This window comes from Candidatus Poribacteria bacterium (assembly GCA_009839745.1).
GTDB lineage: Bacteria > Poribacteria > WGA-4E > WGA-4E > WGA-3G > WGA-3G.
In genome coordinates this window covers 127,737-140,296 of sequence record VXPE01000041.1, presented here as the reverse complement: position 1 = coordinate 140,296, position 12,560 = coordinate 127,737, and the positions used below count along the sequence as shown (strand labels likewise).

The 12,560-nt window shown below is 45.8% G+C and carries 10 protein-coding genes; 9 read left to right on the top strand and 1 reads right to left on the bottom strand.

Annotation, left to right across the window (positions count from 1 at the left end; genetic code table 11):
• Positions 1–100 precede the first annotated feature (100 nt).
• From rsmD to F4X88_06700, 4 genes are all read left to right on the top strand, one after another.
• Positions 101–688 (top strand): 16S rRNA (guanine(966)-N(2))-methyltransferase RsmD, encoded by a 588-nt coding sequence (rsmD, locus tag F4X88_06715; GenBank protein ID MYA55966.1) that lies wholly within the window; start codon positions 101–103, stop codon positions 686–688.
• Between the two features lie 61 nt (positions 689–749).
• On the top strand, positions 750–1,487 hold the full coding sequence (locus F4X88_06710) for a cupin domain-containing protein (protein MYA55965.1): 738 nt from the start codon (positions 750–752) through the stop codon (positions 1,485–1,487).
• Positions 1,488–1,630: 143 nt separating this feature from the next.
• The gene (locus tag F4X88_06705; GenBank protein MYA55964.1) at positions 1,631–4,183 is read left to right on the top strand and encodes a hypothetical protein; all 2,553 of its coding nucleotides are present in this window, start codon (positions 1,631–1,633) and stop codon (positions 4,181–4,183) included.
• Positions 4,184–4,803: 620 nt separating this feature from the next.
• Positions 4,804–5,436 carry a uracil-DNA glycosylase gene (locus F4X88_06700; protein ID MYA55963.1) on the top strand — a complete coding sequence of 211 codons (633 nt, stop codon included), beginning with the start codon at positions 4,804–4,806 and terminating at the stop codon, positions 5,434–5,436.
• A gap of 405 nt (positions 5,437–5,841) precedes the next feature.
• Here the strand turns inward: F4X88_06700 and F4X88_06695 are convergent, their stop codons facing one another.
• Complete coding sequence (locus F4X88_06695) at positions 5,842–6,630, bottom strand: LamG domain-containing protein (protein MYA55962.1); 789 nt, start codon at positions 6,628–6,630, stop codon at positions 5,842–5,844.
• 1,024 nt (positions 6,631–7,654) lie between these two features.
• Here F4X88_06695 and ltrA point away from each other — a divergent pair.
• The 5 genes from ltrA (at position 7,655) to F4X88_06670 (ending at position 12,540) form a co-directional block, all read left to right on the top strand.
• The gene (gene ltrA, locus F4X88_06690) at positions 7,655–9,328 is read left to right on the top strand and encodes a group II intron reverse transcriptase/maturase (protein MYA55961.1); all 1,674 of its coding nucleotides are present in this window, start codon (positions 7,655–7,657) and stop codon (positions 9,326–9,328) included.
• Positions 9,329–9,374: 46 nt separating this feature from the next.
• On the top strand, positions 9,375–9,791 hold the full coding sequence (locus tag F4X88_06685; GenBank protein ID MYA55960.1) for a hypothetical protein: 417 nt from the start codon (positions 9,375–9,377) through the stop codon (positions 9,789–9,791).
• A gap of 380 nt (positions 9,792–10,171) precedes the next feature.
• Entirely contained in the window at positions 10,172–10,660 is a 489-nt protein-coding gene (locus F4X88_06680) for a Rieske 2Fe-2S domain-containing protein (GenBank protein MYA55959.1), read from the top strand.
• A 119-nt stretch (positions 10,661–10,779) separates the two neighbouring features.
• Positions 10,780–11,550, top strand: coding sequence for a DUF4405 domain-containing protein (locus F4X88_06675; GenBank protein MYA55958.1), 771 nt, complete (start codon positions 10,780–10,782; stop codon positions 11,548–11,550).
• Positions 11,551–11,673: 123 nt separating this feature from the next.
• Positions 11,674–12,540, top strand: coding sequence for a cytochrome C (locus F4X88_06670; GenBank protein ID MYA55957.1), 867 nt, complete (start codon positions 11,674–11,676; stop codon positions 12,538–12,540).
• Positions 12,541–12,560 lie beyond the last annotated feature (20 nt).

Genomic DNA, 12,560 nt, shown 5'->3' with positions numbered 1-12,560 from the left:
AGCGTAGCGGAGGGCGGATTTGAGGAACGCACGTCAAAGTCGAAACGTCTGTTGTTCCTCCGCAAGGTATAATTAAAAATCCGCAAAGTATAATTAAAAGATGAGAGTGATTGCTGGCACATTCAGAGGTAGACGCTTGGCGGCTCCGAAAGGGAATCGCCTCGTGCGCCCTACTGCTGATCGGGTTAAAGAATCGGTTTTTAGTATCCTGCAGGAACAGATAGTAGATGCAAATTTCCTGGACCTTTGTGCCGGCACTGGGAGTATGGGAATTGAAGCGTTGAGCCGTGGTGCGAAGCATGTCACGTTTTTGGAGCGCGCCCCGCGGTGCATCGAGATTATAGAAAAAAACCTTCGAACGTGTGGTCTGCTTATTGAATCCCACGCGCGGTATCGTCTACTCCGTCGCGATGCTATAAAAGGGATTACGTATCTGTGTAAGCGGTCCAGTGTATTTGAAATTATCTATTTTGATCCCCCATACGGTCTTGATGTAGCAGGGGGATCGCAGCTGTATACGCCCTGTTTATCACTGCTTGCCGAGAGTTCGCTGCTCTGTGTCGGTGGCCTTCTGCTCGTTGAACACGCGAAGCAGCATATTGTGCCGGATGCAGTCGGGGGTTTGAGGCGGAGTCGGCAGGCGCGTTACGGGGATACGGTTGTATCGTTTTATGAGAAAAATTTGTAGGAGGGATCTCCGAATCCCGACATCTGCAATATAAGGCATCTTGTGCTTTGGGGCAAAAAGAATGAAAATTTTGAATCTTCAATCCGGAACGCCCTTTCAAATGGGTAAAGGTAAAAACTGGCGTGTTGTCCATCCCGATATGGGATCCAAACAATTGACTTTAAACCATGGGGTTCACGCGCCCGGTCAAGAGTTTACGCAGCATTATCACGATGCGTCGGAAGACGCGATTGTCGTTTTAGAAGGTGGTGGTGCTATCCGTCAAGGAGAGGTCTATACACCGATTGCTGCGGGCGATGTCATCTTTGTGCCCGCAGGCGAGGTCCATGGAACGGTTAATACGACACCGAACATGGCGCGTTTAATTAGTTTCCAGGCTCCACCGGATATGGCACTCTACCGGGGTGAACGAGATACGCCAGATACAGCCCCCACACCTCAAGCTGGGCATAGAAGTAACGTCCAAGTCATCAGTATGGCGCGCAGTGGTCCTGTTTTTGGGAAATCCACCGAGTGGCGAAGTGTGGTCTCTCCACAAAAAGGTTCTGTACATCTTTCTGTAGATTACATCCATCTCAACAAAGGCGAAAACTTTGCGCATGAACCGATAGACAGCGAGTCAATTTATGTGTTGCGCGATGGATGTGCTGAAGTGACAATGGACACTGGAGAGACATGTGCTTTGGAACGACATGATGTCCTCTTCCTGTCCCCTGGAGACACCTTTTCGCTTTCTCAAATGGGAGATGAACCCGCAGCGATCATATCTTGTTGGGCAGTTGCCGCTTCCGGGAGTTAATGGCTCGCAGCAAATTGGCTATCGGTTTCCATCAGCCATCGGAAACCATCGACTGACGGTTTTCGGAAAGAGAACCTCTTTCCTGATTGCTGACTGCTGACGGTTGTTTTGCTGAAAGCTACTATAAAAAAGGAAATTGATGGATGAGATCAGATGAGATAACAGTTTCACGACAGGGCAACTTGGTCGTGATAAACCATACGCAATTTGAAATTAAGTTTAATCTTGCAAGAGGGACATGGGATTATATTGATGAGAACGGTGACACAATTATCCGAGAGGGGTGTACGCAGGTAACCCTTGACGATGGAAAGGTCGTCAAAACTGAGGATGCTGGGACTCGCGAATTTATTACAGAACTTCCGAAGACCGACGCTTTCGGGAGTTATCACCAAATTCGCTTCTCATACGAAGCGACAGGTAAGTGGATTCGGATAAACACCGACCTCAATTGCTATACCGAACACTCCGCAATACACGTTAAGGTGAGTATTGAGAACCTAAAACCGAAACCCATTCGGCTCAACAGTGTAACCGTGCTTGGGGTTTCAGCCAACCGTAGTGGGGGGGTGTTCCTTGGGGGGCTTCCATCGGATTGCCACCTCTTTATTAACACGCCACCTGTTTCTCCCAGCATCAGTAGAAAACTCTATGAAGGGTTTCTACTGAGTGAGACCGACGCCATGCATCCGAGCAATGATGGTGTGCTTTGCAATACAAAAGGTGGGAAAGCACTGGTCTTCGGGTTCCTGACGGCTGAGAAATGGTGGCCCCGAATTCAAGTGGGCTGCCAGAAAAATAATGGGCGTGGCTCACGCGGACAGGGTAAGAGGTCCTCCGCGTCGGGTGTCAATCCGTGGGCACTTTACCATGAGTGTCGGCAAGCGTGCGATCCCGGTGAAAAGATCACCTCCGAAACTGCTTATATCAATTTCGCAGACCCAGCGTCTGCAGCCTATGAACATTATATTTCGCTGGTAGCCGCGCAAAACAGCGCACACGAGCGCGATCGTATTCAAAATCGAAGGTCCCGCGAATCCGGCACTCCGGCTACTGTGTGGACGCTTTCGGATACAGAAGGATCAATTGATGCCAGTGCTATCTTAACCCAAGTAGACGCTCTCGCCGAGAGTCCGATGTTTCAGCCGAACTTTCCCGGCGGCATTGATTCTGTTCAATTGAATGCTGTCTCGGAATCAGAAGTGGGGATTTTTTCGCAAGGTTCAAATGCCGCAGGATCCCAAAATCGTGAGGAAATAAAAGCGGTTGTCAGTCAGATCCGAGCAAAGGGTTTCAAAGCGAGGCTCCGGTTCAATCCTTTCTGTGCCGCACTGGATTCGAGGCTGGTCCAAAACCATCCAGATTATTGTATACAAGAGAAAACTGCCGCCCGAGGTGGCAGAAAATATTCACGGCATCATTCTATGCGTAAGGGCTACAAACCTGCCTCTGTTCATCTACCAGAGAGTGGTAAAGAGGTCGCGCTCTTGGATGTTTCGCATCCACAGGTGCAGGCACGTATTCGTAAACAGATGAAACAGGTGGTGGGCGAATGTGGATATTCCTTCATCCACGCCGATTTTACAGCTTATACGCTGGGGCTCACGAACGCTTCCCACAACTTGCACTGGCATGATAGCAGCCTGACCTCGGTCCAACTGTATCGTCTTGCTGGAAAATTACTCAGAGAGACGATTGATGAAATACAGTCAGAAAGCGTCCGTCTCACGGATGATGTGCTGCTGGCAGGATACAATACGGTTCCAGGTCCGTGCGTCGGTAGTATTGATATTAATACCCCACTCCTCAGTCCTTCCCTTTCTGCTATCGGCGGGGTTTCCAACCGTCCAAGTGACTCATGGCATCATCAGCGTGGGACGAAGCATCGTCTGAGCCGGTATGCAGCGCATCTCACGGAACATAACGTTCTCTGGGGACACATTTTTGGTGAGATTGCTGTTGATGAACCTCGTCCGATCAACGAGGCGATTGTGGAAATGACGGCGGCTGCCTTGAGTGGGGGGACAGTCTTGTGTGCAGACCAATCTCTAACACTGCGTGCGTCGCGTGCGGGTTACTTAGCGAAAATCTTTCCACTCATAGGCGAGGCTGCTACACCTATAGACCTTTACGATGAACCGTTTCCCAAGATATGGTGTCTACCCGTGTCAACACCGCGTGAATCTTGGTATCTCGCCGCAGTTTTCAACTGGGACGACCATGAAGATGACGCTTATTTTGAAATGGAGGCACTTGGGTTACCCAAATCTAAGGATTTCCTCGTCCATGACTTCTGGATGCGCGAATATCTTGGAAAGGTTTCGCACAGTGTCACCTTATTGAACATTCCACCCCGTTCTGCGAAACTGCTCTGCTTCCGTGAAGAACAGGATGTGCCACAATTCCTCGCTACGGATATGCACTATACACAGGGCGGTGTTGAGATCCTATCTGCGGGTTGGGATAGGCACAGCCAGACTTACATGATCGTCTGCAAACCGCTTCGCCAAGCCGAAGGCACCTGCTTTATTCATGTGCCGGAGGGTTACCTACCCGTAAGTGTGGCAACCTATGGTAGCGATTATCAATATAATTGGGACAAACCGATTTATAAACTAACCTTTACGGGAACGCAACCGGATCAGTTGGTCCAAGCCAGTGTTCACTTCTCGAAAACTTCGGGAGGCAACTTGTAGTTTTACCAACCTTTCGGTGTGAAAGCCCCATCCCTTAGGTTTGGGGATGAAAAACCGCCCTCGTGTGTTAGGCTGCAGCGTTTTTTGAAAAAAAATACTTGACATTTTTCATAAATTGTGGTTTAATATTCTTAACACTTAGGACAACGCTCTCACCCCCAACACTTGTTGGGGAGTTGTCCACTCCTGTGAGAGGGAGTCAAAAAGTGCTAAGTGTGACACCACTTGAAAAACATGTATGGGCAGTTGACGCGTAATTGCGCGAAAGCGTGAATCGGAGCGAAGGTGAAATCTCGCACGTTGTATTGCTGCCCGCCTTCTCAACTTTTCTCACCCTTTGGTGAGAGGCAGGCAGGGATACCCGTGAAAGTTTCCGCACGATATGCCTACCCCGCTTTTTCAGGGGGATAGGGAATTGCCTGCGGGTGGAGACGGAATAAGACGGTGGACTCTTAGAGAAAACCGCACTGTCTATGAAGCCGAAGCCCGACGCTTTAGCGTGTGGGTGGTATCACTCTCACTCGTCACCAACCCCGGTAGGTGCGGTTTCTAACCGCACCAATTCGGAAAGAAGAAGCCCTTTGCCTATGAGATAATCTGTAGTGAAGTCGGTGTGAAACATGAATAGCGTTCAGACACAGATGCAAACCCTTAAAACGCGGGCAAGCGTTTGTACAGCATGTGACTTGTCGAAAACCCGTGCGAATGTTGTTTTCGGTAGCGGCGATGCCACCGCAAAGTTAGCGATTGTTGCGGAGGGACCCTCTGCTGCGGATAATCGGACAGCACTCCCATTTTCAGGTCCTGCTGGGGATATGCTGGATGATGTTTTGGCAGTAAATGCGTTGACGCGTAGCGATATCTGGCTCACGAACATCATTAAATGTCGTGCCGCGAGTCGTAAAGGGGATGTGTTAAAGAACCGTCCACCGAAGGCATCAGAGATTAAGGCGTGTTCCAAATGGCTGGATGGTGAGCTGACTGTGATGCAACCCTCAGTCGTTCTCTGTATGGGCGCGCCTGCCGCGAAAGTGCTTATCCATCGTAGATTCCGCATTACAGAGGAACGGGGTGTCTGGTTTACGGATACCACGTATGCTCCCTTCGCAATGGCGACGTTTAACCCTGCGTATGTCCTACGGCAGGAGGGTGAGAATTTTACGGCACTCCGGCAAGTCCTTGTCGATGACATCGCCGAGGCGATGCGAAAGTTACAAGAGGCGGTCGAAATTCCACAGTTGACTCTTTTTTAATTAATAGGATAACGTGAGTTTGATAAATATTTGGGGTAGACGATCTCCTCTTAAAGTCCCCCTGATAAGGGGCGGGGAAGCCCACACGGGCTTCATACCGTTGATTCTTTAGGGGGTTAATTCCGTGAAAAAATGGCTCTTTTTTCTTAAATGTGCGTTTGTCTTGACTTCTCGGACTTTTTTCAAACTGGCGTTATATTATGAACGCAGCGGATGGTGAGCCTCGCCAATTGACAGATGAACTCTCTATGAATTGGGGCTCCGCATGGGTCCCTGAGCGCCGTGCTTTCCCTGTTCAGCCAAGTGCTGTGTTGCTGACGACCTTGTGGGGACGATTAAAGCAGGAATAATGTCCTCCAGGCGCGCCTCGGAGCGCGCCTATCGGAGATTATCTATCGTTTCTGCCTATCTGCTGTGTGTCCGTCCTAACTTAAGGTCCCCCCAATTTGTTGTAAGTTTACCTGCGGGTTCAACAGCGAGCGTGGCTTCTAATCCGTTTTCCATAAGCATCTGAATGTCTTCTACCTCCAGTGCGACATCGAAGAGTAGCATTTCATCGAACAGACCCTCCCACTCTCTGCCGCCACCGCTCCACGAACCGATCCGTCCGGGTCCAAATTCCCCGGCCAAGGGTCCCCAATTCCCCTCAGCGTCAAGTTCACCATCGAAGTAGACGCGAACGAATTTACCGGTCCTGCTATAAGCCACTGCGAGATGGAACCATTTATCCAGAATGCTTTTATCCGCCGTGAAATCCGATTCAGGCCATCCCGGGTGTCGCACTGGGTTGTTCGAGTGGATAGCCATCTCCATCTTGTTGTCTGGGCGGAATTGATAGTGGACGTATCCGGCAGCCCAACCATCACGGTTGAAGAAGCATCTCCAGAGTCCGACCCTACCTGTGGAATTGAACCATTTCATGAGTGTAAAATCATCAAGCGGTCCGATCGCTGGAACGGTGACCCAAGCGTCCTTACCATTGAGTTCAATGGCGTTGCCGAATTTACCCTTCACCCATTTCGCACCCCCGACAAGGTCGCCGTCGTTGCCATTGTCGGATGAATCTTTGGCGACTTTTCCACCTGTTTCATCAAACAACCACGCACCCACAATAGATCCCGGATCGATTTCAGCGTTGCAGAGGTGTGCGAACATGAAACCGACGATGATTAAGCTGATTGTCAAGCGAGCCATATCAATTCTCCTTTGTTCATGTGTTTATGGATTATTTGTCTCTGAAAACTGGGAAATTTCTGGGTAGATTTTATCACGAATCGTCAGAGAATTGAATATAATTTTGTTTATTTTCACTAAGAAGGCAGCGGATAGAATGAGGGGTTTGATGCCGAAGTAGGATCGGTAACGAACGGGTTACCTATCCTACTATTTTCTATCAATTCAAATTTGTCATATTCTGTGTATAGAAATTGAAAAAATTGGTTGACAAACATTTGAAGATATGTTATAATATTTAACGCGTGCGATATGATGATCAAATGATAAATGCGGAGAATACCCGCTACACAATCCCAACTGTGTATGGTTTACCTTAAATCTTTTGTCGGAAACGGCAAGGGCAATAGCAAAGGGACAAGGCGAGAGAAAGGAATAAGGCACAATTTATATTAGTAATAATATAGATTTTCCGTGTAAACGTCCGCCAAAGTTGACTATGGATAAGCGAAAGTTGAATAATTGTAAGCCTCTTTAAATTAAATACACAGCCTTTGATGTGATTTATCACTAAAGTGTAATGCCCAAGTCAAAATCTTATATTTATTTTGATAATCAAGTAAATCTGCGTTATGTTTACTTGGATTGGGATAACAGGCATAAGTCTGCGATGCAGAACATAGGGGTAAAGATTGATCCTAACGTCAATGTATCAAGTTATCATTTGGGAAATCATATAGAATCTAAGTTGACTCACGCAGTCAATAAGATTGAGGAAATCGGAAAAAGTAAAGAATTATGCACAGGTTTCATGCAAAATTCACAATAATTGATATATACTGAGGAAAACCCCGAAAAAGGGGTAATTCTCAGTATTTCAAATATGCATGTCAAGCAAACTGCATAATTTTAAAACGTGATCTATGACTACCATTTATCACGTTTTAAATTATGTATAACGCTTATTGATAATCCCGTCAAATTCTTTTCAAAGCCCGATTAGTGTCAATCCTTCAACATTTCATTCTGAAAAGACCTTTATATCATGATTAACAACTCATGTAAAGCAACCATAGCCAGCACAACAGATCGCACATTTTCTGTTGAAAATATCAGAAAATGTGAGAACTACGTTGAGACTATGCAGAAAAGACTTGACGAAGCGGTTGCCAATAACGATAAGAAGAAGATACGCACAATCTTTACAATTCTGGTAAAACGTTCTTTTGCGGTAAAAGTGCTTGCTGTGTGGAGAATAACATATCTCAACGAAGGCAAAAACACTGCTGGAGTTGACAGAGTAAAAATGCCACAAGCAAGCAGGGAACATCAGAATCTGATAAGATACAAACTTCTAAAAGAAATCAATATCAAATCAAAGCCTGATGCTATCAGACGGACTTATATTCCAAAATCAAATGGAAAGCAAAGACCGCTTGGTATACCAACCATGAAAGACCGAATCAATCAAGAAATTCTACGAATAGCATTAGATCCAATTGTTGAGTACCATCTTGACGAAGATAGTTACGGCTTTAGACCAAAACGAAGCTGTCAAGATGCAATGATGATGCTATACGTATGTTTGAATAGAAAAGATCGCAGACGCTATATTGTGGAAGGCGATATAAAGTCATGTTTTGACCACATATCACACGACCACATATTAAGAGTTTTACGGACTTGGGAAATTCCGATATACGCTATACGCATTATCAGAAAAATACTCACCTCAAAAATTGTTGATAGAAATAAAGTTATAGATAATACACAAGGCACACCACAAGGTGGAGTAATATCATCGATGTTGTCAAATGTGGCTTTATCTACTTTTGACTATTACATCAGACATCATACCGATAACATAATGGTAAGATATGCTGATGATTTTGTTATCCTGTGTAAATCCAAACAGATAGCAAAACAAGCCAAAATTGACATAGCGGAATTTCTATATAAAACAATAAATCTAACGCTATCCGAAGAAAAGACTCGTATAACTCACATCAAAGACGGCTTTGATTTTCTAGGATTTACGTTTAGGAAATATCCTAGACGCGGAATAACAAGCCCGAAAGATATAAGTGATTACATCATGCTGATAACACCGAGTAAAGAAAAGATCAAAAATTTGCGTGCCTCTATAAAAACAGTAGTCAAAAAGTCTATTGCTCTACCTCAAGAGCAACTTATAAAACTACTAAATCCTATCCTGAGAGGGTGGGGAAATTATTACAGATATACAAATAGTAAAGTCAGTTATAATAAAATTGACTACTACGTATACCACACACTTTTACGATGGGGCAGACGGAGACATAGTAAAAGCAATGATTGGATTATAGACAAATATTTTGCTAAAGACAAAAGAACATTTGGAAATAATCCAACTTTATCACGGCTATCAGATATACCGATACTTAATTATGTAAAGGTAAAGAAAGATGTAAGAGTCTATTGTAAAGATGATAGAGAATACTGGCAAAAACGCGATGAACGACTAATGAGTCAAAGATTTATGAAGTATAGAAAATCACTTTATAAAAAGCAAAAAGGGAAGTGCACCGAATGCAACTATCCTTTATTGCCACTTGATAAATTACAAGTCCATCACATATTACCAAAGGCAAAAGGCGGAACTAACAGCCATAGCAACCTAACGCTAATTCACGCTGAATGTCATTGGGAACTGCATAGTAAGCAATCGTATCTATCATAGAAAATCAATAACTTTCAACCGATACCAACCTAAAGGAAGGTATATTATGAAAGACAAAATAGTTTATCTTATTATCGGTATGCTAACAGCAACAATAATAATGCTAATAGCAGGTAAAACGGATAATCTAACAGCCGAAGGGCTTAATATAACGCCACAGAATACAACCGCATTTGACAATGTAGTTATAAAAGGCACTCTAGTCGTCGGTGAAGGTAAAAATCAAATCTTCCTACACAACGATAAAGATGGTAGCCATGTTATAATTTCGTCCCAAGATTCTGTTATTTCTATAACAGCGCATCCCGAAAAATCTAATATCTTAATAACCCCTGATATTTATGACAGTAGACAACACGGAATAAACCTAATAACAGGGAGAATAGATCCAAAATCTAATCGAGATACGTTTATTAGGATAAAAGATGTTAAAGGACAAAACACTATAGGATCACAGGATTAAGTAATCGGCAAAATTAATTTGTTTGGTTTTCTTTATTGATTATTGTATAAATATAACAACAATCGTATATCGTTATTGTTGACATGGAAAGCCGTGTGTCTGCGAAAGTAGCAAGCACGGTTTGGAGAGAGGGGCAAGGGAGTGATCCCTTGTTCCTACTCTACTAATTTCGCAAAAGTGCTTTGGCTTCAACTGAGTGCGATTTTAAGCGAACTCGTCTGGAATGGATGCATCTGTCTTGTTTGTGCAGCGCAGACGTTTAAATGCGAAAGATTTTGGTGACATTTATTTCAAATTAGGTTATAATCTTTTGCGGTTTACCTTACAGTTAATTCGGGGGCGTTGCGCGTAAGCGTTACCCTACAAGATCGGGGGTATAAGTGGTATCTCGACGTAAGTTTTTTAAATTTCTCGGCTGGGGGAATTTCGTTGCAGCATTGGGCTTGACCTTCGGCCCGGGATTGGTTCGGTATTTATATCCACGTGTGCTGTTTGAACCCTCCTCTGTTTTTAAAGCAGGATTCCCAGCAGAATATCCACCGGGCAGTGTTAGTGAAAAGTTCAAAAAAGAGCCGTTTGGTGTTTGGATTGTCCGGAAGCAAGACGGTGAGTTCTACGCGCTCTTAACCATTTGCACACACCTCGGATGCACGCCGCGCTGGCTCGGTTCAGAAAACAAATTCAAGTGCCCCTGTCACGGTAGCGGTTTTGACCGGGAAGGCATAAACTACGAAGGTCCTGCGCCGCGACCGCTCGAACGTGTTAAAATTACATTGGCAGAAGATGGTCAAATCGAAATCGACAAGGCTGTGAAGTTTTTAGGTGAAAAGGGGCAGTGGACCGACCCAGGCTCCTTTTTGAAGGTTTGAAGAAAGGAGAGCATTTGTGCCTGGCACTCGTCAGGTAGAAAAGGCGTTTCGGCGTTATACGGTGCCTAACTCCAAAGCCCATATCGCTAACGTCCACGTCGAAACTTGCTAACAAACGTATGAACGAAGAACGTAAAGGGCTCAAAGAAAAGATTACGAATTCCGACATTTGGCGCTCTATATTCCGCCACGGGTATGAAGACACCGGGCGCCGTTATACCTTACAGGTCCTCCAAAACGTCTGGCTGCATCTCCATCCTCCTCGGATTTCTCGGCACGCGCTGAACTTCCGATTCACATGGTGCATGGGCGGTATCACTTTCCTTATGTTTCTCGTGACAGCCGTCACCGGCGTTCTCCTGATGTTCTATTACCGACCCACAGCTGAATACGCTTTCCACGATGTCCAGTACCTTGAATTTGACATTCCGTTCGGGATGCTCCTGCGGAACATGCACCGCTGGGCGGCGCACGGGATGGTTATCTCTGTGATGCTCCACATGTTCAGGGTTTTCTTGACCGGTTCCTATAAGAAGCCTCGAGAATTCAACTGGGCAGTCGGGGTCATCTTGTTACTCGTGACATTTTTCCTGAGTTTCACGGGGTATCTATTGCCGTGGGATCAATTGGCTTTTTGGGCGGTGACGGTCGGAACGAACATGGCACGTGCAACACCGGTTTTGGGGCATGAGGGTCCATTTGCCCCGCAAGACATCACACAATCCAACGATGTCCGATTCGCACTGCTGGCGGGCACCATCGTAGGTCCCTCCACGTTATTGAGGTTCTATATTTTACACTGCGTTGCGGTGCCGCTGTTGGCAAGCGTCTTGATGGCTTTGCACTTCTGGCGGGTCCGTAAAGACGGTGGTATCTCTGGACCTCTATAGAGAAGGGTAGACGCGAGTCTTTTGTATAGGTCGGATCCGCACGAGCGAGGAATCTAATCTTCGGCGGAAGCACGCCATCACGATGATCGTGATCGCGTGACTTCGGAAAAGGAGCAGAAGAATATGGAGCATTTTATAGCACTGGTGACGAAGCCGGATAATGTCCCCATTGTTGCTATTCTCTTTTTGATACCTTATTTCATCTATCTTTCATACCGGCAGGCACGCCAGACTGATAAAACAGGTGTCCCTTCGGATGCCGCTCTTAACGATAAGGTTTACGTGTGGCCGTATCTGTGTCGGAATGAGTTTATTTGCGCTATTATCGTGATGCTCGTGCTCGGGGTATGGTCAATTATGATTGATGCCCCGCTTGAGGAACCCAGCGACCCGACGAAGACACCGAACCCTTCTAAAGCGCCCTGGTATTTCCTTGCGCTGCAGGAGATGCTCGTCTACTTCGATCCCTGGATTGCAGGTGTCGTGCTCCCAGGGTTGATCATTGCCGGTTTGATTGCGATCCCCTACATTGACATTAATCCCAAAGGTAAGGGGTATTACACAATAAAAGAACGTCCCTTCGCACTCGCCGTATTCTGTTTCGGATTTATCATTTTATGGATAGTTCTGATGGTGGTTGGGACCTTCCTGAGAGGTCCCGGATGGAACTTCTTCGCGCCATGGGAAGCGTGGGATCCACACCTTGTCGTTCCGCTGACAAATGTGAATTTGTCATATCTTTTCGGCATCCGCGACGCGGCTACTGCGAACTTTTTCGGGTTCGTGGTGGTTGCCGGTTATTTCGCAGTCGGTCCCGTTTTCTACTTATGGAAGCATAAAAGTAGCCGTTTTTTACAGGAACTCGGTCTTGTCCGGTATATCGTCGTCTCATTTCTGTTCTTAACGATGCTCGCATTGCCGATAAAGATGATTCTGCGCGTCGCTTTAAATGTGAAATACATCTGGGTGTCCCCGTGGTTCAACATCTAAGAATAACAGTGGGCAGTCAG